This window comes from bacterium, assembly GCA_035380285.1.
GTDB lineage: Bacteria > Auribacterota > Erginobacteria > Erginobacterales > DAOSXE01 > DAOSXE01.
This window is the reverse complement of sequence record DAOSXE010000004.1, coordinates 58,927-84,420: the sequence shown is the minus strand read 5'-3', so window position 1 is coordinate 84,420 and position 25,494 is coordinate 58,927. Positions and strand designations below refer to the sequence as shown.

General features: G+C 66.2%; 17 protein-coding genes. 11 read left to right on the top strand and 6 right to left on the bottom strand.

Annotation, left to right across the window (positions count from 1 at the left end; all coding sequences use genetic code 11):
- Entirely contained in the window at nucleotides 1-645 is a 645-nt protein-coding gene (locus PLZ73_02515; protein HOO76741.1) for a hypothetical protein, read from the top strand.
- A 30-nt stretch (nucleotides 646-675) separates the two neighbouring features.
- Here the strand turns inward: PLZ73_02515 and PLZ73_02510 are convergent, their stop codons facing one another.
- The 4 genes from PLZ73_02510 to PLZ73_02495 are packed head-to-tail and all read right to left on the bottom strand — an operon-like array spanning nucleotide 676 to nucleotide 7,091.
- Nucleotides 676-3,822 carry an efflux RND transporter permease subunit gene (locus PLZ73_02510; protein HOO76740.1) on the bottom strand — a complete coding sequence of 1,049 codons (3,147 nt, stop codon included), beginning with the start codon at nucleotides 3,820-3,822 and terminating at the stop codon, nucleotides 676-678.
- Nucleotides 3,819-5,003, bottom strand: a complete 1,185-nt coding sequence (locus tag PLZ73_02505) for an efflux RND transporter periplasmic adaptor subunit (protein ID HOO76739.1) — start codon at nucleotides 5,001-5,003, stop codon at nucleotides 3,819-3,821. Before PLZ73_02505 ends, PLZ73_02510 begins: the two co-directional genes overlap by 4 nt.
- On the bottom strand, nucleotides 4,993-6,426 hold the full coding sequence (locus PLZ73_02500; protein ID HOO76738.1) for an efflux transporter outer membrane subunit: 1,434 nt from the start codon (nucleotides 6,424-6,426) through the stop codon (nucleotides 4,993-4,995). The genes PLZ73_02505 and PLZ73_02500 overlap by 11 nt, the downstream gene beginning before the upstream one ends.
- On the bottom strand, nucleotides 6,423-7,091 hold the full coding sequence (locus PLZ73_02495) for a CerR family C-terminal domain-containing protein (protein HOO76737.1): 669 nt from the start codon (nucleotides 7,089-7,091) through the stop codon (nucleotides 6,423-6,425). Before PLZ73_02495 ends, PLZ73_02500 begins: the two co-directional genes overlap by 4 nt.
- Nucleotides 7,092-7,437: 346 nt before the next feature.
- Between PLZ73_02495 and PLZ73_02490 the strand changes: the two genes are divergently transcribed.
- The 4 genes from PLZ73_02490 to PLZ73_02475 all read left to right on the top strand — a co-directional run bounded on the left by PLZ73_02490 (nucleotide 7,438) and on the right by PLZ73_02475 (nucleotide 16,416).
- A complete protein-coding gene (locus PLZ73_02490) occupies nucleotides 7,438-9,042 on the top strand; it encodes an FMN-binding glutamate synthase family protein (GenBank protein HOO76736.1) in 1,605 nt (534 codons plus the stop codon).
- Nucleotides 9,043-9,094: 52 nt separating this feature from the next.
- The gene (locus PLZ73_02485; GenBank protein ID HOO76735.1) at nucleotides 9,095-10,420 is read left to right on the top strand and encodes a glutamine synthetase family protein; all 1,326 of its coding nucleotides are present in this window, start codon (nucleotides 9,095-9,097) and stop codon (nucleotides 10,418-10,420) included.
- Nucleotides 10,421-10,490: 70 nt separating this feature from the next.
- On the top strand, nucleotides 10,491-15,017 hold the full coding sequence (gene gltB / locus PLZ73_02480; GenBank protein HOO76734.1) for a glutamate synthase large subunit: 4,527 nt from the start codon (nucleotides 10,491-10,493) through the stop codon (nucleotides 15,015-15,017).
- Nucleotides 15,010-16,416, top strand: a complete 1,407-nt coding sequence (locus PLZ73_02475) for a glutamate synthase subunit beta (protein ID HOO76733.1) — start codon at nucleotides 15,010-15,012, stop codon at nucleotides 16,414-16,416. Before gltB ends, PLZ73_02475 begins: the two co-directional genes overlap by 8 nt.
- On the opposite strand, the gene PLZ73_02470 is transcribed toward PLZ73_02475, so the two are convergent.
- Nucleotides 16,404-17,075 (bottom strand): hypothetical protein, encoded by a 672-nt coding sequence (locus PLZ73_02470; GenBank protein HOO76732.1) that lies wholly within the window; start codon nucleotides 17,073-17,075, stop codon nucleotides 16,404-16,406. The genes PLZ73_02475 and PLZ73_02470 overlap by 13 nt on opposite strands.
- 131 nt (nucleotides 17,076-17,206) lie before the next feature.
- Here PLZ73_02470 and PLZ73_02465 point away from each other — a divergent pair, with 131 nt between their 5' ends.
- Nucleotides 17,207-18,349 (top strand): DUF362 domain-containing protein, encoded by a 1,143-nt coding sequence (locus PLZ73_02465; protein HOO76731.1) that lies wholly within the window; start codon nucleotides 17,207-17,209, stop codon nucleotides 18,347-18,349.
- Between the two features lie 9 nt (nucleotides 18,350-18,358).
- Here PLZ73_02465 and PLZ73_02460 read toward each other — a convergent pair whose 3' ends face one another.
- Nucleotides 18,359-19,723, bottom strand: coding sequence for a YhjD/YihY/BrkB family envelope integrity protein (locus PLZ73_02460; protein ID HOO76730.1), 1,365 nt, complete (start codon nucleotides 19,721-19,723; stop codon nucleotides 18,359-18,361).
- A 116-nt stretch (nucleotides 19,724-19,839) separates the two neighbouring features.
- On the opposite strand from PLZ73_02460, the gene PLZ73_02455 reads away from it, so the two are divergent.
- From PLZ73_02455 to PLZ73_02435, 5 genes are all read left to right on the top strand, one after another.
- A complete protein-coding gene (locus PLZ73_02455; protein ID HOO76729.1) occupies nucleotides 19,840-20,772 on the top strand; it encodes a DUF6268 family outer membrane beta-barrel protein in 933 nt (310 codons plus the stop codon).
- Between the two features lie 139 nt (nucleotides 20,773-20,911).
- Nucleotides 20,912-22,603 (top strand): hypothetical protein, encoded by a 1,692-nt coding sequence (locus tag PLZ73_02450; protein ID HOO76728.1) that lies wholly within the window; start codon nucleotides 20,912-20,914, stop codon nucleotides 22,601-22,603.
- Between the two features lie 46 nt (nucleotides 22,604-22,649).
- Nucleotides 22,650-23,627, top strand: coding sequence for a D-glycerate dehydrogenase (locus PLZ73_02445; protein HOO76727.1), 978 nt, complete (start codon nucleotides 22,650-22,652; stop codon nucleotides 23,625-23,627).
- A 580-nt stretch (nucleotides 23,628-24,207) separates the two neighbouring features.
- The gene (locus PLZ73_02440) at nucleotides 24,208-24,447 is read left to right on the top strand and encodes a ribbon-helix-helix protein, CopG family (protein HOO76726.1); all 240 of its coding nucleotides are present in this window, start codon (nucleotides 24,208-24,210) and stop codon (nucleotides 24,445-24,447) included.
- Nucleotides 24,440-24,721: a type II toxin-antitoxin system RelE/ParE family toxin gene (locus PLZ73_02435; GenBank protein HOO76725.1), complete on the top strand. Its 282-nt coding sequence runs from the start codon at nucleotides 24,440-24,442 to the stop codon at nucleotides 24,719-24,721. Before PLZ73_02440 ends, PLZ73_02435 begins: the two co-directional genes overlap by 8 nt.
- Nucleotides 24,722-25,494 lie beyond the last annotated feature (773 nt).

Here is a 25,494-nt window from a genome sequence, read left to right as displayed (position 1 = left end):
ATGAATCGGATATCGCTGACCGCCCTGGCGGCGGCCCTGTCCCTGACGGGAGGGTGCCTGCCCAGCGCCGAACAGGTCAGAAATTCGGCCGACGACGCCGGGGCCCATATCTCCAGCGGCCTGAAAAAACCGGATGAATGGTCGTTCGCCCTCCGGCCCACCGCCAAGATGATTCCGGACGGCCCGGTGACGGGGATGGCCAACGGGCGCAGTTTCGCGGTGAAGACGGTGATCTTCCAGCCTTTCTTCGACAACTGGAACCTCGGGCTCTACGCCGCGGAGGCGGCCGACCCGCTGGATATCGTGGGAGAAGGGGAGTACATCAGCGTCGAACTCCCCCGCGACATCGAGGCGGGCAGGACCTACACCCATCCCATGGAATACGGCGACGGGTATTTCCAGATTCAATCACCCGACTCCCCGAGCGAGACCACCAGCTGGAACGCGGAAAACGCCTGGGTCCTGGAAATCACGTCCTGGGACGTCCGCCCCTACGACCCGGAAGGCGACCTCTTCCAGACCGCGGGAACGGCCTCGGGGCGGATCTACGTCAGCTACAAGGGTTCGGGGGACTTCAAGAATTCGGGCGCGGCGGGGACGTTCGAGAACGCCGTGGTCCGCTACATGGGCGACCCCGGCTGGTAGCGGTCACGGAGAAAAACCCCGGGGCCCGGTTCAGGGAGAACCGGAGGGAGAGCTCCGTCCCGGCAGAAACCGGCGGAAAAGGCGGCCGGCGTCTTCCCGGATCAGGCAGAGGGACGGGACCAGGATCAGGGTGATGCCGGTGGAGAAGAGGATCCCGAAACCGAGCGAGATCGCCATCGGGATCATGAAGCGCGCCTGGCGCGAGGTCTCGAAGATCATGGGCGCCAGACCTCCGAAGGTCGTGAGGGTGGTGAGCAGGATCGGGCGGAATCGGCGGACGCCGGCGGCGTGAATGGCTTCGAAGGCGGGGACGCCGGCGGCCTGTTCCCGGTTGATGAAGTCGATCAGGACCAGAGCGTCGTTGACCACTACCCCGGAGAGGGCCACGATCCCCATCAGGCTCATCAGGCTGAGGCTGTAGCCCATGATGATGTGCCCGACCACGGCCCCGATGATGCCGAAGGGGATGGCCACCATCACGATCAGCGGCTGGGTGTAGCTGCGGAAGGGGATGGCGAGCAGGACGTAGATCAGGAGAATGGCAAAGAGGAACCCGGTCCAGAGAGTGGACGTGCTCTCCTCGAAATCGGCCTGTCGGCCTTCGAACCCCCAGGAAAGGCCCGGATACTTGCGGACCAACCCCGGAAGAACCTTCTCCGTGACCTCCCGCAGCACCCGTTCGCCTTCCGACGGCGGGTTGACGTTGGCGGAGACGGTGACGGTTCTGCGCCCTTCCCGGCGTTCGATCGAGGTATAGGCCCGGCCCCGTTTGACGGCGGCTATTTCACGAAGAGGGACTTCGACCCCGGAAGGGGTGCGCAGAAGCAGGCGGTCGAGATCGTATTCCGAGGCCCGCTCGTCCTCGGGGAGCCGGACCATGACCTTGACCTCGTTGCGCCCCCGCTGCTGGCGGAGGGCCTCGGTCCCGTAGAACGCTCCCCGCACCTGGGAGGCCACCGACTGGGCGGTCAGGCCCAGGTTCACCCCCTCGGGGTTGAGGGAAAAATCGAGCTGGGGCTTGCCGTCGGCGAAACCGTCGTCGATGTCGCTGACCACGGGGAAGTGCTCGAGGGCCGCCGCCAGCTCGCTGCCGGCGCGGTCGAGCACCCCGGAGTCGGTGTGGGAAAGCTCGATGGTCAGGGAGGAGCCCGAGCCGGGGCCGCCGCGGTCGGACTCGAAGATCAGCGTCTGCAGGCCGGTGAGAGGGCCCACCGCTTCCCGCCAGTAGGCCGCGAACTCCGTAGTCCCGATCGGGCGCTCGTCCGGATCGGTGAGGAAGCAGCGGATCTCAACCACGTGGCCGCCCGAAACCCCGTTGTACGATTCCCCGATTTCGGCGTAGATCCCCTTGAGCAGCGTGTCCCCGCCGTGGGCCCCGGCCACTTTATCGGCCGCCGCCACCAACCGATCCCTGATCTTCATGGTCGCTTCCACCGGCGAACCGTAGGGAAGGACCGCCGTGGCCACGGCATAATCCGACTCCACCCGGGGGAAGGGAACGGTCCGGATGCGCTTGCCGGCGACGTAACCCAGAACCAGGATCAGGACCGACACCGCCGCGGCCACCACCAGATAGCGGTGCCCCAGGACCCGCTTGAGGAAGGGGGAGAAATGGGAACGCACCACCCGGTAGAACCAGGAACTGAATACCCGCTGCCGACGGGTGATCCCCGCCAGGAGCGTCTCCAGGAGCTTGCCGTGGGAGAGATGCGCGGGAAGGACGAGGAGGCTCTCGACCAGGGATATGGAAAAGACCGAAATCACCACGATGGGGATAACGGCCCAGATCTTTCCCATCACCCCGGGGATGAAGAGCAGGGGGCAGAAGGCGGCGATATTGGTGAGAACGCTGAAAACCACGGGAGAACCCACTTCCCGGGCCCCGACGATCGAGGCCCGCACGGGCTCCACTCCCCGCTGACGGTACTCGTGGATGTTCTCCGCCACCACGATGGCGTCGTCGACCACGATGCCCAGCGCGACGATGAAGGCGAACATCGAGATCATGTTGATGGAGACGTCGAGCCGGGGCAGCAGCAGGAACGCCCCCAGGAACGAGATGGGGATCCCCATCATCACCCAGAAAGCCAGGCGCGGCTGGAGAAAAAGCCCGAGGAGGCCCAGGACCAGAAGCAGCCCCCAGAACCCGTTGGTGAGGAGCAGGGAAGCGCGCTGGCGGTACACCTCGGAGCGGTCGTTGAGCACGCTGAGTTCGACCCCGGGCGGATACCCGGCGTTGAGGGACTCCATCACCCGGCGCGCGGCGTCGGCCACCCGCACCGGCGTCTGATCGCCGACCCGGTAGACTTCCAGGAGAATGCTGGGTTCCCCGTTGTAGGAGGCGAACCGGTCGGTATCCTCGAACCCGTCGGTGATTTCGGCGATCTCGCCCAACCGTACCTGCCCCCCTTCCCCGGGACCGATGACGGGAAGTTCGGCGAACTCCCGTCCGTAGTCGCGGCGGTCCTTGATCCGGACCAGGATCTCCCCTCCTTGGGTCTTGATGCCGCCCCCGGCCAGTTCCAGGGCGGAAGTCCGGACCAGCTCCGCCACCTCGGGGATGGTCAGGCCGTATTCCCGGAGGCGGCTGCGGCCGACCTCGATGCCGATCTCGTAATCGCGGGCGCCCCCCAGTTCGACCTGGGTGATCTCGGGATCCTGGAGGAGCCGGTCCCGGGCCTGTTCGGCCAGGGTCCGGAGGACCCGTTCCGAAACCCGGCCGTGGAGGGCCAGGTCGATGACCTGGCGGCGGTGGGTGACCAGAACCACGCTGGGCTCCTCGGCCTCGTCGGGGAAGGTGGTGATCCGGTCGACTTCCTGCTGGATCTCCTGGTAGACCTTCTGGCGGTCCGCTCCGCCCAACAGCTCCACGCTCACCGTCCCCGATCCCTCGCGGGCGGTGGAACTGACTTCCTTCACCCCTTCCAGCCCCCGAACCGCTTCCTCCACGGAGAGAATGACTCCCTGCTCGATCTCCTCGGGGCTGGCCCCCGGGTAGGGGACGGTGACGGTGACGACGTCCAGATCGAAATCGGGGAAGACTTCCTGTTTTATGGAAAAAAAGCTGATCGCCCCGCCGATGAGAAGCGTGAGCATGAGCAGGTTGGCGGCGACGGGGTTATGGACCATCCAGGCGATCGCCCCCCCCTTCTCGTCATGTTCGGAGAGGTGGCTCACCGCGCCGCCCCCGGGCTGGGTATATTGTTTTTAAGCAGCATCCCCGCCACCGGCGAGGCCAGGTCGCTCACCACCATGAGGGCGCCGGGGTCGATCTCTCCCCGGATCAGGGCCCGCTCGGGCCCCGCCCAGATCACTTCCACCGGCCGTATATCCAGGCGGCCGTCGGAACCGACCAGCCAGACGCTGTCGGACCCGCGCAGGGCCGGACGGGGCACGGCGTAAATCCCTTCCAGGGTGCGCCCGTGGATCCGGGCGCGGACGTACATCCCCAGCAACAGCCGCCGCCCGGGGTCCTCCAAAGGCTCGGGGACCGAAACCAGGACCCGGGCCAGCCGGCCTTCTTTCTCCAGGTCCGCCTGTTTCCGGATCACGGAACCCTCCCATTTCATCCCCGTGCTTTCCAGGCCCGCGGGCGTCAGCTCGACCCGGTCGCCGACCTCGACCCAGGCCAGGTCGCCGACCGCGAGCTGCAGCGTAACCCAGAACTCGTCGGTGCCCGCCAAACGGCCGAGCACGGTCTGCGTCGAAACCTGGGAACCCGGATCGGCGTCCCGCTCCAGGACCACGCAGTTGAAGGGCGCGGTCACGTCGGTCCGTTCCAGGTCGAGTTCGGCCTGGCGCAGAGAGGCCCGGGCGGCGCTCAGGGAAGCCTCGGCCTGGCGGAGCTGGGGTTGGCGGAGGGCCAGTTCCCGGTCCAGCTCGGTGGTTTCGGTCCCCTCGCCCAGCAGCGACCACTCGTGCCGGGCGATATCCTGCCGCCCCTGTTCCATCCGGTACTCTTCCTCGGCCCGGACCACGTCGGCGCGGGCGCGCTCGACCGCGAGGCCGTAGTCCCGGGGGTCGATCCGCGCCGCCGTCTCTCCCTTCCGCAGCCGTCCCCCCGGTTGAAAGGAGGGGTTTATCTCCACCAGTTCGCCCGTGACCCGGGCCTGGAGATCCACGGCCAGGGCGGGAATGACCGTTCCCGACGACCGGACGAACACGGTCTCCTCCCCCGGTTCGAGGGCGACGGTATCGACCAGGAATACCCGCTCCGTCGGGGGCCGAACCTGCGGCCGGGGCTTGGTGACGATCAGTCTCCAGGAAGCGACCGTGGCTCCGGCCAGGAGAACGAGCGCGACCGCCCAGGTTCGCAGGCGGGCGCCGCGGGACGACGCGGTTTCGGCATTACTTCTCATCTTTTTCTCCATTTTCGTTCTCGGGGACCGGTTCCCAGCCTCCGCCCAGGGACCGGTACAGGCCGACCCGGTACAGCAGGAGGTCGCGGCGGGCGGAAAGAACCTGTCGCTCCAGCCCCTGGACGGAACTGAGGGAAGCTAATACGTCCAGGTATTCGATATCCCCCTTGCGGTAGCGCAACATCGCCTCGGAAAAAGCGTTCCGGGCCGCCGCCAGCTGCCGGTCCAGGGAGCGGATATATTCGTCCTGCCGGGATTCCCGGGCCAGGGCGTTTTCGACCTCCCCCAGGGCGGTCAGCACCGTCTCCCGGTAGGAGGAAAGGCGTTCGTCCGAAACCGCTTCGCTCCTGGCGGCCTCGGCGGAGCGGCGCCCGCCGTCCACCAGGGGCGCGACCAGGCCGGCGACGAACCCGGCGAACCAATTGCTGAAGAGATCGTCGAATTCGTTCGAACGGAACCCGGCCGAGCCAGTCAGGGAGAGCGCGGGCAGCCGGTTGGCCCGCGCCGCCGCCACTTCCCAATCCGCGGCCTCCAGGCGCGCCAGGGCGGCCCGGATATCGGGGCGCCGTTCCAGGAGTTCGGAGGGGAGGCCCACCGCCGGCAGGGGGGTGAGGGAAGGAAGCGAGTCGACGGCGAGGCCGAGGTCGGAGCGGGGAGGCCGGCCGGTCAGAACCGCCAGGTCATGGGTGTTGGTCTCCAGCTGGGCCTGCAGCGACGGGATCAGGGCCGCGGTACCGGCTACGATCTGCTCCTGTTGAAAGACGGCCAACGCCGTGGCCAGCCCCTTGGTCTGCCGCAGCCGCAGGAGGTCCAGGTAGGTCCGGTTGCTTTTCAGCTGCTCCTCCACCAGCGTCCGCCGGGCTTTCAGCTCCACCACGTTCAGCCAGCGGTCGGCGAGCGCGGCGGCCAGGGAAACCCGGGCCGCGTCCAGGTCCCAGGAGGCGGCGGCGACGTCGGCGTCGGCGGCGCGGGCGGTGGAACGGACTCTTCCCCAGAGATCGATCTCGTAACTGGCGGCCAGAGCGGCTGAATACTGCTCGGTGGTGGCCGTCACCCTTTCTCCCGAACTTCCGGTCCGGGCCCGGGTGGCCCCGCCCTCGACTTCGGCGCTCAGAGACGGATACAGTTCGGAGCCGGCGATGCCGGCGGCGGCCCGCGCCTGGCGCAGGCGCGCCTCCACCTGGCGGAGACTGAAACTGCCGGAGAAAGCCTCGCTCACCAGGCGGGAAAGCTCAGGACTGTCGAAATCCTCCCACCAGGCCTCGGGAGCGGCCGCGCCGCCGCCGGAAACGCTGAAGGCTTCGGGAACCTCGGGCTCCGCGGGGCCTTCTCGTTCGGGGAGGAACGAGCAGGACAGCGGCGCCCAGGCCGCCGCCGCCAACCATAACCACCGGATGGCCCGACTCCCGCGCGAACCGCTCATGACTCCGGTCCCCTCCCTCCGCCCCCCCCCTCGCCCGGAAGATCGAAAGGAGCGGCAAACCGGCCCAGGCCGCCCGTGGCGAATTCCTGCATGTTGCGGATCATCCGTTCGACCTGGTCGGAACCGGGCGTTTCGGCCCCGAAAAAATGACGGCGGGCCTTGATCCCGATATTGAGGAAAACGCACATGCTCTGGATGTATCCGCTGACGCAGCGCACTTCGAAGTGCTCGCGGGAAGCCCCCAACAGGGCCGCCACCGCCTCTTCCAGGCGGCGAAACCGGGGCGCGATGAAGCGCGCATACATGCGCATGGTCAATTCGCCCCCGGTGGCCAGGTCCCTGCGGACGAGGCGGGGGAGCCATCCCCCCGGCCCCGGATCGAAGATCATCAGCACCAGACGCCGGATGTGCCCCATAACCACCGCCCGGGGGTCCTCGGCCTCGCCCGGCCCCCCGTAGATTTCCCGGGCCCGGGAATCGGCATATTCCCAGGCGGCTTCGTAAAGGCCGGCTTTATTCCCGAAATAGTAGTTGACGGCGGCGATGTTGGCCCCGGCCGAGCGGCAGATGGCCGCGATCGTCGCTCCCCGGTATCCCTTTTCCGCGAACAGGCGGCAGGCGGCTTCGAGCACTCTCTTCCTGGTGGTGGCATGCATCGTCGTCATTCCCCGGCCGGTCGACCGTATAAAACAATTATTTGAAATTTACATTTTATCGCGCTACCCTGTCAAGGCTCCAGCAACTTTTTCCATACGGGAACGGAGGGGAACGGGCCGCGGCAGAAAAACCGATTCCTACATTCAGGTATGATTTATACAACTTTCCAACATATATGTAGCTTTCCATCGGGAGTCGGGCATAGGACAAGCCCCTCCCGCGGATTGGAAACCAAGCCCTTAGGACGATATTCGAACTTGGCACAACTCTTGCTATAATATGCCCATTCGGAAGGGCGAAAACCGCCCCCACGGAAAACAGATCGGAAAGCGAAAACCGGCAAGGGAGGATGGAATGAACCTGCAAAACCCCAGAGGCCACGACGCCACCGAAACCAGAAACCGTTCCCAGAACGTCGCCCCCTATTCGGGGCTCTGCACCCGCTGCCTGGACAGCTGCGCCGGCAACTGCGAGGTCTTCCGCAGCGCCCTGCGGGGGCGGGAAGTGATCTACCCCGGTCCGTTCGGAGACATCACCGCGGGCGGGGACAAGGAATATCCGGTCGATTACTCCCATCTCAACATCCTCGGCTACGCCCTCGGAGCCCGGGCCATCGAGGAAGCCAACCCCGATAAGGCCATCTTCCCCCAGGTCGACACTTCCACCGTCTACGGCCACAACCATCCCGTCAGGATGCGGATGCCGATCTTCACGGGAGCTCTGGGCTCGACCGACATCGCCCGCAAGCACTGGGAGAGTTTCTCCATCGGCGCCGCCATCTCCGGAATCTCCCTGGTGGTGGGGGAAAACGTCTGCGGGATCGATCCCGAGCTCGAGGTCGACAAGTCCGGGAAAGTGGTCCGTTCCCCGGAAATGGAACGTCGGATCCGGATGTACAAGGAATACCAGGAGGAGTTCGGGGACATCATCGTCCAGAACAACGTCGAAGACACCCGCCTGGGTGTGGCCGAGTACGTGGTCGAAAAACTCGGCGTCGAGACCGTGGAACTCAAGTGGGGCCAGGGAGCTAAATGCATCGGCGGGGAGATCAAGATCCGGGATCTGGACCGCGCCCTGGAACTTCAACGCCGCGGCTACATCGTCACCCCCAACCCCGGCGACCCCGACATCCAGGCCGCTTTCAAGTCCGGGGCGATCAAGGAGTTCGAGCGCCATTCCCGCCTCGGCTTCATCGAGGAAGAAGATTTCTACCGGACCGTGGAGTACCTGCGCCGGACCGTGGGCGCCAAGCGGGTCACCCTTAAGACCGGCGCCTACGGGCCCCGGGAACTGGCCATGGCCCTGAAATGGTGTTCCAACGCCCGGGTCGATCTTCTCACCATCGACGGGTCCGGGGGAGGCACGGGGATGAGCCCCTGGAGGATGATGGAGGAATGGGGCATCCCCACCTTCTACCTCCAGAGCATGGCCTACACCTTCGCCAAGAAACTGGCCGGACAGGGCGCCTGGATCCCCGATCTGGCCATGGCCGGCGGCTTTTCGACCGAAGACCATATCTTCAAGGTGCTGGCCATGGGGGCCCCCTACTTCAAGGCCGTCTGCATGGGCAGGGCCTTGATGATCCCGGGGTTCGTCGGCGACAATATCGAAGGCGTGATCAGGAAAAACCGCTCCACCGCCTGGGATAAGCTTCCGACCACCGTCTCCAAGTACGGGGAGAGCCCGGAACAGATCTTCGTCACCTACGAAACCCTGGTGGGAAAATTCGGACGGGAGCAGGTGGAGAAGATGCCCTTCGGGGCCATCGCCATGTACACCTACGCCGACAAGCTCAGAACCGGTTTCAGCCAGCTCATGGCCGGGGCCAGGAGTTTCCGCCTGGACACGATCAAGCGCGCCGACCTGGTGGCGCTGACCGAGGAAGCGGCCAAAGTCTCGGGCATCACCTACATCATGGACGCCCAGATGGACGAAGCGGTGAAGATATTGGAAAGTTGAACCGGGAGTTACGCCGGCGGCGTTCCCGCCGGCGCCTCCGGAGGAGGAAACCATGACCGATCTGAAAAAAGACATTCTCAAGCAGGTCGAGGATCTTCATATCCAGCATATCCAGCTTTGGTTTACGGATATTCTGGGACGGCTGAAGTCGATGGAGATCTCCGACGGGGAACTGGAAGCCGCCCTCGAGGAGGGCGTGGGTTTCGACGGTTCCTCGATCGAGGGCTTCGCCCGGATCGAGGAGAGCGACGTCATGGCCCAGCTCGATCCCGCCACCTTCCAGATCCTTCCCTGGACGCCTTCCGAGGGCCCCGTGGCCAGGATCATCTGCGACATCGAAGACCCCTACGGCAACCCCCACCCCGGCGACCCCCGCCAGATCCTGAAGAAGATGATGGCCAAGGCGGCCGAGCAGGGCTACCTCTACAGCGTGGGGCCGGAGATGGAGTTCTTCTACTTCAAGGACGATACCGGCCCCGCCATCCTCGACGCCGGGGGGTATTTCGATCTTATCCCCCCCGATCTCGGCACCGACCTGCGGCGGGAAACCGCGCTGGCCCTGGACGCGATGGGTATGCAGGTGGAGTGCACCCACCACGAGGTCGCCCCGTCCCAGCACGAAATCGATCTGCGCTACGGGGACGCGCTGAAGATGGCCGACAATGTCATGACCCTGAGGTTCGTGACCAAGGAGATCGCCCGCCAGCACGGGGTCTACGCCACCTTCATGCCCAAACCCCTGCAGGGCGAAAACGGTTCGGGGATGCACGTCCACCAGTCCCTCTTCCGCAACGGGAAAAACCTCTTTTTCGATCCCGCCGACGAATACAAGCTCTCCGACACCGCCAAAAAGTTCATCGCCGGGATCATGAAGCATTCCCCGGAGATCATCGCCGTCACCAACCAGTGGGTCAATTCCTACAAGCGGCTGGTGCCCGGCTACGAGGCCCCGGTCTACATCAGCTGGGCCCGTAGAAACCGTTCCACCATGGTCAGGGTCCCCCTCTACCAAGTGGGTAAGGAGAACGCGACCCGGTTCGAATTCCGGGCGCCGGACCCCTCGGCCAACCCCTACCTCGCCTTCTCGGTCATGCTCGGGGCCGGCCTCAAGGGGATCGCCGAAAACTACCGGCTCCCGGCGCCGATCGAAGAGAACATCTTCGGTATGAACGACGAAGAGAAGGCCGCGAGGGGCATCACCGAACTCCCCGCCAACCTCTTCATCGCGCTCCTCAACACCCGCGGGAGCGAGCTGGTCCGGGAGATACTGGGGGAACATACCTTCACCTCGTTCTTGAAAAACAAGGAGATCGAGTGGGATAAATTCCGTCTCCACGTTTCTCAGTACGAACTGAAGGAATACCTCCCCATCCTCTGAACCGTAACCGCGCGGCGGAGGGGGGGGAGCCGTTCGGCTCCCCCCCTTCGCCGCTCATGGGCATCGCGTTATGAACCGACACTCGGCACGCACGACGGCTCCTTCGGGGCCGGCCGACCCGTTTCGGGAACGGGACAGCTGCGGAGTGGGGTTCGTGGCCCGGCTGGACGGCGTCTCCACGCACGAGATCGTCGAGGACGGCCTGCGCATATTGACCAACCTGGAGCACCGGGGAGCCGTGGGAGGAGACCGGGGAACCGGGGACGGCGCCGGGGTCATGCTCGCCGTCCCGGACCGCTTCTTCCGGGAACGGCGGAGAGAGGACGCCCCGGAGCTCCCCGAGCCCGGAGACTACGCGGTCGGCGCGGTCTTTCTCCCCCCGGAACCGGCCCGCGCCGAGTCCTGCCGCCGGGAGCTGGAACGGGCGGCCGCCCGGGAAGGCTGCCCGGTCCTGGGGTGGAGGAAGGTCCCCGTCAATCCCGGCTGCCTGGGGGGCCTGGCCCGCTCCACCATGCCCGACATCCGCCAGGTGTTCCTGGCTCGGGGCGAGGTCCCGCAACCCGATTTCGAACGCAAGCTCTACGTCATCCGCCGTCAGGCGGAACGGGCCGCGGCCGGCGAAGGCCTGTATTTCGCCAGCCTGTCGGGGCGGACCCTGGTCTACAAAGGAATGTTCACGGCCCCCCAGATCAGGGACTTCTACCCCGACCTGGCCGACCCGGCCATGGGCAGCAGCTTCGCCGTCGTCCACCAGCGCTATTCCACCAACACCCTCCCCACCTGGAGCCTGGCCCAGCCTTTCCGGATCCTGGCCCACAACGGAGAGATCAACACCCTGCGGGGCAACATCAACCGGATGCGGGCCCGCTACAAGACCCTGCGCTCCCGGGCCTTCGGGGATGACCTCCAGAAAGTGCTGCCGGCGATCGACGAGGGCGGCAGCGATTCGGCCGTCTTCGACAACGTCCTCGAACTCCTCCTGCGGGGGGGAAGGTCCCTGCCCCACTGCATGATGATGATGATCCCCGAGGCCTGGGGCCGGCGCTTCCACATGAGCGCGGACAAACGCGCCTTCTACGAATACCATTCGGCCATCATGGAACCGTGGGACGGCCCTGCCGCCATGGTTTTCTGCGACGGGCGCTACCTGGGCGCCACCCTGGATCGGAACGGGCTCCGTCCCGCCCGTTACACGATCACCCGCTCGGGTTCGATCGTGCTGGCCTCCGAAACGGGCGTCCTCGAGATCCCGGGAGAGGACATCCTGAAACGCGGGCGCCTTCAGCCGGGGCGGATGTTCCTGGTGGACCTGGCCGAGGGGAGGATCGTCCCCGACAACGAGATCAAGGCCCGGATCTCGCGGCGCAAGCCCTACCGCCGCTGGGTCAAGGACAACCGCATCGAGCTGAGGGGGATGCTGGCGCCGGCGGCGCTGCCCCCCGAGGACCCGGAGGCGATCCTGCGCATGCAGCGGGTGTTCGGCTACACCCGGGAAGAGCTGAAGATGGTGATCCGGCCCATGGCCGACCGCGGCCAGGAAGCGGTGGGGTCGATGGGCAACGACGCCGCCCTGGCCGTATTTTCCCACCGCCCCCAGCTTCTCTTCTCCTACTTCAAACAGCTCTTCGCCCAGGTGACCAACCCGCCCATCGACCCTCTCCGCGAAGAACTGGTCATGTCCCTGATGAGCTGGGTGGGGCGGGAGCGCAACCTCCTGGAAGAGACCCCGGAACACTGCCGCCGGCTCAAGCTCCCCCACCCCATCCTCACCCCCGAGGACCTGGAACGCCTCCGGCGCTCCGACCTGCCCGAAGTGCAGAGCGCGGAGATCGATATCACCTATCCCCCCGAAGGGCACGGCGGCGGCCTGGAGACGGCCCTGAAATACATCTGCAACCTCGCCGCCGACCGGATCGCGGCCGGGGCCACGGTCATCGTCCTCACCGACCGCCGGGTGGACCGGACCGCGGCGCCGATCCCCTCCCTCCTGGCCGTCTCCGCCCTCCACCATTACCTGATCCGCAAGGGGCTGCGGGCCTCGGCCGGCATCGTGGTCGAAACCGGCGAGGCCCGGGAAGTCATGCACATGGCCCTCTTGATCGGATACGGCGCCAACGCCGTCTGCCCCTGGCTGGCGTTCTCCACCATCGGCAAGTTGGCCGAGGAAGGGTTCCTGCGGGAAGGCCTCCGGCCGGAGATAGCCCTGGACAACTACATCATCGCCCTGAAGAAAGGGCTCCTCAAGACGTTCAGCCGGATGGGGATCTCCACCATCCGCAGCTACTTCGGGGCCCAGATCTTCGAAGCGGTGGGCCTGGCGCCGGATGTCGTCGAAACGTATTTCACCGGCACCGTCTCCCGGATCGGGGGCCTGGGCCTGAACGAGATCGCCGCCGAAACCGCCGCCCGGCACCGGCGCGGTTTCGCCGGGGAACCCTCGGCGCTGCTCGAGGCCGGGGGCGACTACCATTCCCGGGTGGGCGGGGAAAAGCATCTCTGGACCGCGGAAGCCGTCGAGGCCCTGCAGACGGCCGTCCGCAACGACGACTACCGCGCGTTTCGGCGCTACACGGAGCTGATCGACGACCAGGCCCGGGAACACGCCACCCTGCGCAGCCTCTTCGCCTTCCGCCCCGCCGAACCGGTCCCCCTCGACGAAGTCGAACCGGAGGCGGAGATCGTGCGCCGGTTCGTGGGGGCGGCCATGTCGTTCGGCTCCCTCTCCCGCGAAGCCCACGAAACCATCGCCGTGGCCATGAACCGCCTAGGGGCCCGATCCAACTCGGGCGAAGGGGGGGAGGACCCGGCACGGGAGGAGATCCTCCCCGACGGGGGGAACCGGCGATCGAGGATCCGGCAGATCGCCTCCGGCCGGTTCGGGGTGACGGCCGCCTACATCGCGGGCGCGGACGAGCTCCAGATCAAAATGGCCCAGGGCGCGAAACCGGGCGAAGGAGGCCAGCTGCCCGGCCACAAGGTCAGCCCCGAAATCGCCCGCGTCCGGCACACCACCCCGGGAGTGACCCTGATCTCGCCTCCCCCCCACCACGACATCTATTCGATCGAGGACCTGGCCCAGCTCATCTTCGACCTCAAGGCCGCCAACCCCCGGGCCGCGGTCTCGGTCAAGCTGGTCTCGGAAACCGGAGTGGGGACGATCGCGGCCGGGGTGGCCAAGGCCGGGGCCGACACCGTCATCGTTTCCGGCTACGACGGCGGCACCGGGGCTTCGCCCCTGACCAGCATCAAGCACGCGGGGCTGCCCTGGGAACTGGGCCTGGCCGAGACCCAGCAGGCGCTGATCCGCAACCGCTTGCGCGAACGGATCCGGGTCCAGACCGACGGGCAGCTGAAAACCGGGCGCGATGTGGCCGTCGCCGCCTGCCTGGGAGCTGAGGAGTTCGGTTTCGGAACCACCCTCCTGGTCTCCATGGGCTGCGCCATGGTCCGGAAATGCCACCTCAACACCTGCCCCATGGGAATCGCCACCCAGGACGAGCGTTTGCGGAAAAAGTTCGCGGGGAAACCGGAGCACGTCGAACGCTTCCTTCTCTTCATCGCCCGCCAGCTCCGGGAAATCATGGCGAGGCAGGGGTTCCGCTCCCTGGAGGAGATGATCGGCAGGGTGGAATGCCTGGAGTTCAAACCGGCCGGCGACCACTATAAGACCAGGGGGGTGGACCTGACGGCGCTCCTGGAGCCGCCCCCGGAGAACGGCGGCGGGCGGAGGCGGCGCGTCCCGCAGGAGCCGGTCGGGCCGGTCCTGGACGACGAGTTCCCCGAGCTGCCGCAGCGGCCGGACGCGGGCTCGCGCCTGGAGGCCAGCTTCCCCATCCGCAACATCCACCGGGCGGTGGGAGCGCGGTTGAGCGGGAAGATCCTGCGTCGCTTCCCCGAAGGGCTGACGGAAGGGACCGTCAGTCTCGGTTTCCGGGGATCGGCCGGTCAGAGCTTCGGCGCCTTTCTGGTGGGCGGGGTGAGCATGCGCCTGGAAGGCGACGCCAACGACTACCTGGGGAAAGGCATGTCGGGGGGGAGAATCGTCGTCGTCCCCCCCGCCGAAGCCGCCCTCGTCGGCCACGAAAACGTGATCGTGGGCAACACCGTGCTCTACGGGGCCACGGGGGGGGAAGTATACATCCTGGGACTGGCGGGGGAACGCTTCGGGGTCCGCAACTCCGGGGCGACGGCGGTGGTCGAAGGCATCGGCGACCACGGATGCGAATACATGACGGGGGGGCGGGTCGTGGTCCTGGGGCCGACCGGGAACAATTTCGCCGCCGGGATGTCCGGCGGAATCGCCTACGTCTACGACGAGAACGAGCTCTTCGACACCCGCTGCAACCTGGATATGGTCGACCTGGAAAGCGTCTGGCTTCCGGAAGACGCCGGGGAACTGCGGTCCCTGATCGAGAACCACTACCTGGCCACGGGGAGCGCCAGGGCCGGCTGGATCCTGGACAACTGGGAAGCCCGGCTGCCGCTCTTCGTCAAGGTGATGCCGATCGATTACCGCGTGGCCCTGGAGCGGATGAAGCTGGAGGAGGACATCGACCGGGAAACGGTGGCGGCCACGGAGGAGGTCTACGATGGCTAAGCCCACCGGGTTCCTGGAATTCACGCGGGACGAGCCGGAAAAGCGCCCCGTCGTCGAGCGGGTCCGGGACTGGCACGAAGTCGAAATTTTCGGTGCGCCCGACGACTTCCGCGACCAGGCGGCCCGCTGCCTGGACTGCGGCATCCCCTTCTGTCACACCTACGGCTGCCCGCTGGGCAACCTGGTTCCCGATTTCAACGACATGGTCTACCGGGGCCGCTGGCGAACGGCCCTCGATCTCCTGCACGAGCGCAACAACTTCCCGGAGATAACCGGGAGGGTCTGCCCCGCCCCCTGCGAGGCGGCCTGCACCCTTTCCGAGGGCTTCGGAGCGGTCAACATCCGGCGGATCGAATGCCTGATCGCCGAACGCGGTTTCAAGGAAGGATGGATCGTCCCTATCAAGGCGGCGCGGGAGTCGGGGAAACGGGTGGCGGTGCTGGGTTCGGGGCCCGCGGGCCTGGCCGCGGCCCAGCAGCTGGCCCGGGCCGGGCACCGCGTTTCCGTCTTCGAGAAATCCCCGCAGCCGGGGGGGCTGCTGCGCTACGGCATCCCCGACTTCAAGCTGGAGAAGAAGATCATCGACCGGCGCCTGCGGCAGATCGTCGCCGAGGGGGTTTCCTTCCAGGTCGGGGTCGAAGCCGGGACCGACGTCTCCGCCCGGTACCTGCGCCGTTCCCACGACGCGGTCCTGATCGCGACGGGGGCCGGGGTTCCCCGGGACCTCGACATTGCGGGCCGTGACCTGGCCGGCATCCACTTCGCCATGGATTTTCTGGTCCCCATGAACGCCGCGCTCGCCCGGGGGCGCCTCTCCCCTCCCCCGGAATGCAGCGCCCGGGGAAAAAAGGTGGTCGTCATCGGGGGGGGCGACACCGGTTCGGACTGCGTGGGGACGGCGCTGCGGCAGGGCGCCGCCTCCGTCGTTCAGCTCGAGCTCCTGCCGCGGCCGGCGGAAGGAAGGGAGCCCGGGAACCCCTGGCCCCAATGGCCCCGGATCCTGCGCACGTCGACCTCGCAGGAAGAAGGCGGCGAACGGCTGTGGGCGGTGGAGACCATGCGCTTCACCGGGAAGGGGGGGAAGGTCGCGGGGCTGGAGGCGGTCCGGCTCGACTGGTCGTCCGGGAAACCGGAACGGATCGGGGACTCGGCTTTCCCGCTCGAAGCCGACCTGGTCCTGCTGGCCCTGGGGTTCGTCCACGCCGAACACGGGCGGCTCCTGGGGGATCTGGGCATCGCCACCGACGAACGCGGGAACATCCTGCTCGGACCCGACGGCGCCACCAGCGCCGACTGGGTTTTCGCCGCCGGCGACGCGGCGGCGGGCGCCTCCCTGGTGGTGCGGGCGATCGCGTCGGGACGGGCCGCCGCCGAAGCCGTAGACTCCTACCTCTCCTGAGGCGCCCCCGGGCCCTTCCCTCCCCGAGCCGGTCCGTTGCGGACGAAGAGCATGGGGAACACGATGTCGGAAAGACAGCAGGGGATCCAGACCGCCAGCAGCAGGAAGAAAACCACCCCGACGTTCTGGATCGGGGTCATGGCCTGGGGATGGGCGCGGATGATGTGAAAGAGGGAGGCGGCGGTGGAGAGAAGAACGTGGCCGGCATGGGGGAAGTGGGTCGACCTGGAGAAATAGGCGACGGCGATGCCGGCGAGAGCGGCCAGGTTGATGACCAGGGGCATCTCCACGATCCCCAGGTGGGCGTGGGCGTCCTTGAAGCCGAGGAGGAGTTCGCCCCAGTAGGGGACGATGCAGTCGCTGAGCGTGGCGATCCCGATCGAGCCGAAGTAACCGACCAGGATGACCGCCGCCGCACCCCAGATCCGGCAGCCCCGGTAACAGGTGTAGTTATGGTACAGGGTGGCGGTGACGATGGCGCTGAGGAAGACGTGGAGGGGATGCGCGAATTCGAAGAGATGGGCGGCGCGTTCACGGTTCAACGCCCCGGGGAAAACATGCTGGACGAGGATCATGAGCGCCACCCCGACGAGGGCGCCGGAGAAGGTGAACTTCAGGTGTTTTCTCAGTTCGAGCAGGACTCCTCCCCATCTCCCCATGATCTCTTCTCCTCGCGGTTCCCGGCGGGCGAGACCGGCGGCGCACCGCGCCGTTTTTCTCCCTTGTCTCGCCCGGCTCCATCCTCGATAGTGTTGGCGGCATCCGGCGCGGCCGACCCGAGAAAGTATACGTGAAAAACCCCGTGGTTATCGAACCCTGTTTTGATTACGGACCGGCAACCGTCCGGGCGGCGGTGCGGCGGCTGCTGCTGCCGCTGGGGGGGATGGAGGCCTTCGCCGGGTCCGGGCGGACGATCTTCCTCAAGCCGAACCTCCTCACCCGGGCCGCCCCCGAAAAAGCGATCACCACCCACCCGGCGCTGGTCCGGGCCGTGGCCGAGGAGGTCCTGGAAACCGGAGCCCGGGTCGTCATCGGGGACAGCCCGGGGGCGGCCCTTCCCCACTCGACCCGGACGTTGGAGCGCCTGTACCGGGCCTGCGGCCTGGAGGAGGTCGCCCGCGACCTGGGGGCGGAACTGCTTCTCTCCACCGGCCACCGGCTGGTCCCGATCCCCGGAGGCCGGGGAGTAAAACAGATCGAGATCCTCGACCGGGCCCTGGAAGTCGACGCCGTCATCAACCTTCCCAAGTTCAAAACCCACGGTCTGACCCGTTTGACCGGGGCGGTCAAGAACCTCTTCGGCCTGGTCCCGGGGCTGCTCAAGCCCGTCTACCACGCCCGCCTGGAGGAGGTGGGCCGCTTCGCCTCCATGCTGGTCGACATTGCCGAGACCTTCCCCCCCGCCCTCACCGTCGTCGACGCGGTCACGGCCATGGAAGGCGAGGGCCCCAGCGGGGGCAGGCCGCGGGCGGTCGGCCTCCTGGTGGGCGGAACCGACGTGCATCTCCTCGATTACGTCCTGGCCGAGATCATGGGCATCGACCCCTTCACCGTCCCCACCCTGGCCGACGCCCGGGGGCGGGGGCTCCTGCCGGAGGCCCCCGCCCCGGAAACGGCCGGCATCCCCCTGGAAGAGGCGCGCCAGGTGGGGATGGAGGTGCCGGACACCGCCATCCGGGCTTTCCCCCCGTTTCTCACCTTCCTCTACCCCGTGGCCCGGAGGTTTTTCTCCACCAACCCCAGGATCACCGCGGACTGCCGGGGCTGCGGACGGTGCGCCGAGGCCTGCCCGGTGCAGGCGATCACGATGGCGGGGGGCAGGGCCCGGATCGATTACGGGAAATGCATCCGCTGCTACTGCTGCCACGAGACCTGCTCCGAGGCCCGGGCCATCCGGCTGGCCAAGCCGTTTCTGCAGCGGTTCCTGGCCTGACCGGAGGGGTCAGGCCGGCTCCCGCGGCGGGCGGGGATCCCGGGAGGCCAGTTCGAGAATGGTGACCCGGCCGCCGCTCTTTTCCAGGGCTTCCTCGATACGGCTGCGGATCGCCGAGACCACCGGCAGGCCGGCCAGGGAGGGAGGCAGCGTTTCCGGACCGCCGGTTTCCCTCAGGGAATTCAGGACCGCGGCCACGCTCAGCCCCGCCAGGTCCCGGGCCGGGATATAGGCCCCGGCCCTCCCCTCGGTCCGGACCAGGAGGCCGCCCCGGCGCATCAGGTCGAGAGCCTGCTCGACCGACCGCACCGGGATGTCCAGGAGACCGGAAAGCCGGGCCGCGCCCAACGGCTCCTCCCCGGCCAGGAACCGGCGGGCGACCGTATCGAGGATGCCGAGGGCCACCAGTTCCCGGTAAGCCCAGCTGCGGGACCGGGCATCCTCCTCCCGCTGGTAGGTGCGGACGTTCTGCACCGCGAAGGCGACTTCGGCACCGAAGAGAACGATCAGCCAGCTGGTATAGACCCAGACCAGGGTGATGGGGATCTGCGCCATGGCCCCGTAAATCTGGGCGTAGCGGGCAAACCCGACCTGGAAATAGAGGTACCCCCAGAGGGCGATCTGCCAGACCACCCCGCCGGCGACGCCGCCGGCCAGTGCGGGGAAAAACCGGACCCGGGTGTTGGGCATGAAGATGTAGAGGAAGGTGAAACCCAGGCAGACCATGGCCCCCGGAAGCAGCCTCACCAGGAACCCGTAGGCGGTGGTGAAGGTCTGGTACTGCATGAGCAGCGAGCCCTCGGCGTAGGAGCGCAGGTAGGCGGCGAGGCCGCCGCCCGCGATCACCAGCAGCGGGGTGACCGCGAGAACGCTCAGGTAATCGCTGAACTTGCGCCAGATGCTCCGGGAAACCGTTATCCCCCAGATGTGGTTGAAGGAGAGCTCGATGTTCCCCATCACGGAGATGATCGACACCAGCAGGAGGGCCAGGGCGGGCACGCCCAGGGTGGTGGCTTTGATGTTGTTGACGAAATCGAAGATCCGGTTCCCGATCTCGTAGTTCCCCAGGGCGATCTTCTCGATGATCCAGCCCTTGAGCGGATCCATGGAGACGTTGAACCCCTTGGCCAGAGCGAAGGCGAACGCCATCAGGGGGACGATGGAGAGGAGGGAGGCGTAGGTCATGGCCGAAGCCCGCAGGGGGCACGAATCCTTGAGAAAACCCCGGACCACGATGTAGACGATCTTGACCAGGTTGACGAGAAAGCGCTTGCCCGGGGTGAGAAGGCCCAGGTCCAGATCCCAGAGACGGTTCTGGAAAAAACCGATGCACGCCGAGGCCGGGGTGACCCGCTTCCGCTTGTCCTGGTTCATGTCCCCTCCTTGCTCACGCCGGCGGGGCGGCTTTTTTCCTCCCGCCGGACCGGAGTGTATCATACTCTCGAAAAGGAGAAGGACCCGAAAAACCAAGGAGACCGGCGGTTACGACCATGAGCGCGGCGGCGTACAATCCGGGCGTCCGTTTCTTCCTGCTGGGGGCGCTCGTCCTCGGGGGCGCGCCCGGGGCGCCCGCCGAAGAGGGCGGCCGGGAGCTTCCCGGAGAGTGGAGCCGTTTCCGGCGCCCGTTTTCCGAGGCGTACTGGATCTACGAGGCTCCCGCCGCTTTCCGGGGCGGCGAGTACGACGGCGGGGGGACGCCGCACGTGACCGTCAACGAGTTCCGGGCCCGGACCGCCGTCCCGCTCCTCCGCAACGAAACCTTGATCGCCACGGCCGGAGCCGCCCTGCAGTGGGATCATTTTTTCTTCACCGGCATCTCGTTCGAGAACATCGACACCTGGATCATGGGGGTGCCGTTCTTCGTTTCCTGGAAGCCCGGGGGAACCTGGCGGCTCTCGGCGGCCGTCACCCCCTCCCTCTACAGCGACCTGAAGCGGGTCACCCGGGACGCCTTCGGCGCCGGTGGGGCGCTGATGGCCTCCTACTCCTGGGCGCCGGGGCAATCGGTCTCGGCGGGGCTGGTCTACTCCCGCATCTTCGGCAGCCAGCGCCTCTTCCCCGCGGCCGGGCTGATCCTCCACCCCGGGCCGGACTGGGAACTGCGGCTCGTCTTCCCCCAGCCCGCGGTCAGGTACGCTCCCTGTCCCGGCCTCAACCTGGTGGCGGGGATGACGCCCGCCGGAGGCCAATGGCGGATCGCCAACCCGGTCAGGGAAGAAGACGGCGACTGCGACTTCACCTTCAAGGGCTACCGCGCCGGAGCCGGCCTGGAGATCGCCCTGTTCGGACCCGTCATCCTCAGCCTCGACGGCGGTTTCACCTTCGCCCGGGACTACCGGATCGAAAACGACGTCGAGGACGTCCTCGACACCCGGGCCGGCGACACCTTCGGATTCCGCCTGGGGCTGCTCGCCGTCCGCTGAGGCCGGGTCGGAACGGCGCGGGAGAGCGCTCCCGGCGATAACCGTTGCCCGCCGGATCGGCCCCGTTTACAATAACGACGGGAACTTTCCAACAGGCGGGCGCGGCGGAGAACAGCGCCCGAAAAAGGAGAAAACGGCGATGCTCGAAAAAGCGCTGGCGCTGGCGGCGGTACTGGCGGTCTTGAGCGGGGGGGCTTCGGCTCAGGAATGGACTCTTTCCACGGAGATGGGGGGCGGCTACATCTACGCCCTCGCGGCCGGAGGAGGGGAGAAAGCCTGGGCGTCCCCCTACACCAGCGCGAACCAGGGCCGGATCTTCTTCTTCGACGGCTCCGGCTGGTCGGTTCAGACCACCATCTTCCCGTCCGTGTGGGGACAACTTTTCGGTGCGTTCGCCTCCACCGACGGGGACGTCTGGATGGCGGGGGAAACCGCCGCTGTTGCCGGAGCCCCTCGGGGACTGATTCCCATCCGCGGCACCATCTTCCATTTCAACGGCACCAGCTGGTCGCTGGTGACGGCGCTGGGCTCCTCGGAGTTCAGCAGCGTCTACGCCGCCGGTTTCGATCACGTCTGGGTGGGAGGCGCGGCCGACAACGCGGTCTACTACTCGCCCAACGGCGGGACCAACTGGACGACCCAGAGCAACGGGCTGGACTACGTCTCCTCCATGAGCGGGGCCAACCTCCAGAACGTCTGGGCGACGGGAGGGGCGGGAGGCGGGTACGACATCGTTCATTACAACGGCTCCTTATGGTCGCCCCAGACCAGCACCTTCTTCGTGAGCTCGGTTTCCGCCGCGGGCTACGACCAGGTCTGGGCCGGGGGCGCCGGCGGGATCCTCCGCTACAACGGCAGTTTCTGGGCCCGGGCCACCGACCTCGGCGGCGAGTTCGTCAGCGCCGTCTCCGCCCGGGGCGACCAGGTCTGGGCGGGCACCGAGTCGGGCAAAATCTTCCACTACGACGGAACGGGTTGGAGCCTGCAGACCTCGGTGGGAGAAAACATCCGCTCCCTCAGCGCTTCCCCGACCAACCACGTCTGGGCCGGCGGCGACGGCCGTGTCTACCACCTCCAGGGGAACAACCCGAACCGCGGCTACCACACCGACTTCAACGGCGACGGAACCAGCGACATCGGCGTCTTCCGCCCGGCCACCGGGCTCTGGTCGATCCGGGGATTGACCAAGGTCTATTTCGGGAACTCCCTCGATCAGGCCGTCCCGGGGGATTACAGCGGCAACGGGACCACCGACGTGGGCATCTTCCGGAGCAGTTCCGGGCTCTGGGCGGTCCGCGGCCTGACCCGGGTCTACTTCGGGCAGGCCGGCGACGTCCCCAAGCCCCTGGATTATTCCGGGGACGGAACCGCCGAGCCCACCGTCTTCCGGGCCGCTTCGGGGCTGTGGTCGATCAAGGGGTTGACCAGGGTCTACTGGGGGACCGGCGGGGACACACCCGTTCCCGGCTGGTACCGGAGCGAGCCCGCGGCCGATATCGGCGTTTTCCGTCCCGGGTCCGGGCTCTGGAGCATCAAGGGGGTCACCCGGATTTACTTCGGGCAGTCGGCCGACACCGCCCGGCCCGGAGATTACCGGGGAGAAGGGACCTTCGCCCCGGGGATCTACCGCCCCGCTTCCGGGCTCTGGTCGATCCGGGGCCTGACCAAGGTCTATTTCGGGACCGGGGTCGACTCGCCGCTCCCGGCCGACTACGACGGCGACGGCACCGACGACATCGGCATCTTCCGCTCGACCGCCGGTCTCTGGGCGGTCAAGGGGCTGACCCGGGCCTACTTCGGCCAGAACAACGACACCCCGGTGACCCGATAAGCGCCGCCGCGGGCGGACCGGGGAACGCAACGCGCATGGGAGGAATTTGCAGGTCTTCGTAAGCAGGAAGATCCCGGAGGAGGGACTGCGGACGCTGGAGCGGGCGGGCGTTCCCTTCGAGGTCAATCCCGATGACCGGGTCCTCTCCCCCGGGGAGCTGGCCTCCGCCTGCCGGGACGCGGACGGCCTGCTCTGCCTGCTCACCGACCGGATCGACCGCAACCTGCTCGACGCCGCCCCTTCCCTGCGGGGGATCGCCTGCATGGCCGTGGGCCACGACAACGTCGACCTGGCGGAATGCACCCGGCGCGGGATCCCGGTCAGCAACACTCCGGGGGTCCTGACCGAAGCCACCGCCGACCTGGCCTGGGCCCTGCTCCTGGCCGCGGCCCGGAACCTGAACCGGGCCGAGCGCTTCCTCCGGAAGGGGAAGTTCCGGGGCTGGTCCCCCACCCTCTTCCTGGGGGCGGAGCTGGCGGGGAAGACGCTGGGGATCGTGGGGGCGGGAAGGATCGGGACCGCCGTGGCCCGGCGGGCGGCGGGGTTCGGGCTGAGAATCGTCTACGCCTCCCGAAGCCCCCGGCCCGATCTGGAGCGGGAACTGGGCGCGGAGCGGCTCCCCCTCGAGGCGCTCCTGAAGGAGGCGGATTTCGTCACCCTCCACGTCCCCCTCACCCCCGAGACGGAGCACCTGATCGACCGCGAGCGCCTGGCCCTGATGAAGCCGGACGCGGTCCTGGTCAACACCTCCCGGGGCCCGGTCGTGGACGAGGGGGCACTGGCCGAGGCCCTGAACTCGGGCCGGCTGGGGGCGGCGGGGCTGGACGTCTTCGAGGAAGAGCCCGCCGTCCACCCCGCCCTGCTCGGGGCCGAAAACGCGGTCCTGCTGCCCCACATCGGCAGCGCCACCCGGGAAACCCGCGGCCGGATGGCGGCGATGGCCGCCGAGAACCTCTGCTGCATGCTGGCGGGGCGCATGCCTCCCAACTGCCTCAACCCCGAGGCGCTGGGGGGGGAAGCATAGGGCAGAGGGCAGAGAGGGTTCGGGGGAGAGAAGCAGAGAGCATGGAGCATAGAGCATAGAAAAACCCCTCCACCACGGCCCCCTTTAGGGTTCAGGGTTTAGGGTTCAGGGTTCGGGGTTCAGGGGAAGGAAGCAAAGAGCATGGCGCATAGAGCATGGAGTAAGAGGGGCCCCTGGAGATTCTTGCACCTGATTACTCTGATTAACTCTGATGGGGAAGGAATTTAGGAGTCAGAATTCAGAATTCAGTAGCCCCCAACCTCGGCCCTTGGAGATTCTTGCACCTGTGAAAAGCATGGGGCAGAGGGCATGAAGCATAGTGCAATTCTGGTCTCCAAATATTTGAACCGACCAGGAGATTGCTTCGTCGTCCCGCGAGACGCGGGACTCCTCGCAATGCCAGAGAGACGTTCCTTGCTTCACTCCCCCCTGAACCCCGAACCCTGAACCCTCCCTTTCCCCCTCCCCTTCATGGTCAAACTAGGATTACGCAGATAGGGAAACGATCGGCCGAATACCCGATTGACAACTATTGTATTCGTATGTATTCTGAGAGTGGACAATGACTGCGAGGTGTATGATGTCAAAGACCGTTACCCTGAGACTGTCCGAGCCGACATACGAGCGGTTCCGCACGCTGGCCGAGCGAGAGAACCGACCGCTCTCGAACTTCATCGAGACGGCGGCTTCGCGCTATGTCGAGACAGAGCAGTTCGTTGACGAGTTCGAGATGGCGGAAATCGAGACAAATCCCGAGCTAAACCGAAGCCTCAAGCGCGGAATCAAGGACGCCAAGGCTGGACGGGGACGCTTTGTCTGAGTTCCGCATATTCGAAACCGAGGAGTTCCAGAAGAAGCTCGGCAAACTCCCCGCCGGGGCATCTCGGTTCGTTCAAAAGAAACTGGCGAACTACGTGTACCCCCAGCTCCGCAAGGACCCTTTCCTCGGCCCCAATATCAAGAAACTCAAGGGATACGCTCCCGCCACCTGGCGGTATCGTATCGGGAAGTTCCGGGTGTTCTTCATGGTCGACGAGGCGGAACGCATCATCTTCATGCTTTCAGTCGACGATCGCCGCGACGCCTACAGATAGGAGGCGGCCGACAACACGCCGGAGGATATCGCCACGGTCCGCGGCGAATCCTCAGCGTGGGCGTTATGGTCCTTTTCAGAGGATGAAACCATGATGTGGGGTCCATACCTACTTCATCCGAAACGTTCGCCTTCCCGCTTCCGTTCACGACGGAGAAAAAGAACTATTATTCACAGGCTTATTCATTGGTGGTCTCTCCGCACAGTGAAGGTCGAACTTCTCAGCCAAACCGAAAGAGCGGTTCAAGTCAGAGATGCACAAAACAGAGTTATGTGGATTCCTAAAGTATGGATCGAGGGCAGGCGGAAGTTGGATCCTACAACGTGGGAGATTAAAATAACAAAACCGCATTGGGACAAACTTACGCCCCTTGATATCCGCTGAAGATGCCCCCGGGCGGACAGTGGAAGCAATGTTCCTTTCCCTCAATCTGCATAAACTTAGTTTTACCATGAAGGACATGAAGTTCATGAAGGGGAGAGGGAAAGGGAGGGTTCAGGGCAGTAGTGTCCCAGCATTAGTTGAACAATGTCAATTGGTTAGGAAAACCGGGGTTGCCAAAAGTGTACTCGAAATCTGTAAGTGCTTGCAGAAGAAGAAACTTCTTGAAAAAGGATACGCTCAAAATCTGTAGAATAGTGTAGTGAGGAAGGTCGATTCAGAGTGTCGTTTCCGGATGATGGCGATAAGCAGATAGGTACTGATGAACCTTATGTTATGGTTGCTTTCGTACCTTCGGACAATGGGATAAAACCGGTGCCAGGGAAGATACT

Bases quoted from the DNA above. Each gene is read 5' to 3' on its own strand.
- PLZ73_02515 (HOO76741.1), top strand. From the start codon at position 1: ATGAATCGGATATCGCTGACCGCCCTGGCGGCGGCCCTGTCCCTGACG.
- PLZ73_02505 (HOO76739.1), bottom strand. From the start codon at position 5,003: ATGAGAAGTAATGCCGAAACCGCGTCGTCCCGCGGCGCCCGCCTGCGA.
- PLZ73_02500 (HOO76738.1), bottom strand. From the start codon at position 6,426: ATGAGCGGTTCGCGCGGGAGTCGGGCCATCCGGTGGTTATGGTTGGCG.
- PLZ73_02495 (HOO76737.1), bottom strand. From the start codon at position 7,091: ATGACGACGATGCATGCCACCACCAGGAAGAGAGTGCTCGAAGCCGCC.
- PLZ73_02490 (HOO76736.1), top strand. From the start codon at position 7,438: ATGAACCTGCAAAACCCCAGAGGCCACGACGCCACCGAAACCAGAAAC.
- PLZ73_02485 (HOO76735.1), top strand. From the start codon at position 9,095: ATGACCGATCTGAAAAAAGACATTCTCAAGCAGGTCGAGGATCTTCAT.
- gltB (HOO76734.1), top strand. From the start codon at position 10,491: ATGAACCGACACTCGGCACGCACGACGGCTCCTTCGGGGCCGGCCGAC.
- PLZ73_02475 (HOO76733.1), top strand. From the start codon at position 15,010: ATGGCTAAGCCCACCGGGTTCCTGGAATTCACGCGGGACGAGCCGGAA.
- PLZ73_02470 (HOO76732.1), bottom strand. From the start codon at position 17,075: ATGGGGAGATGGGGAGGAGTCCTGCTCGAACTGAGAAAACACCTGAAG.
- PLZ73_02460 (HOO76730.1), bottom strand. From the start codon at position 19,723: ATGAACCAGGACAAGCGGAAGCGGGTCACCCCGGCCTCGGCGTGCATC.
- PLZ73_02455 (HOO76729.1), top strand. From the start codon at position 19,840: ATGAGCGCGGCGGCGTACAATCCGGGCGTCCGTTTCTTCCTGCTGGGG.
- PLZ73_02450 (HOO76728.1), top strand. From the start codon at position 20,912: ATGCTCGAAAAAGCGCTGGCGCTGGCGGCGGTACTGGCGGTCTTGAGC.
- PLZ73_02440 (HOO76726.1), top strand. From the start codon at position 24,208: ATGTCAAAGACCGTTACCCTGAGACTGTCCGAGCCGACATACGAGCGG.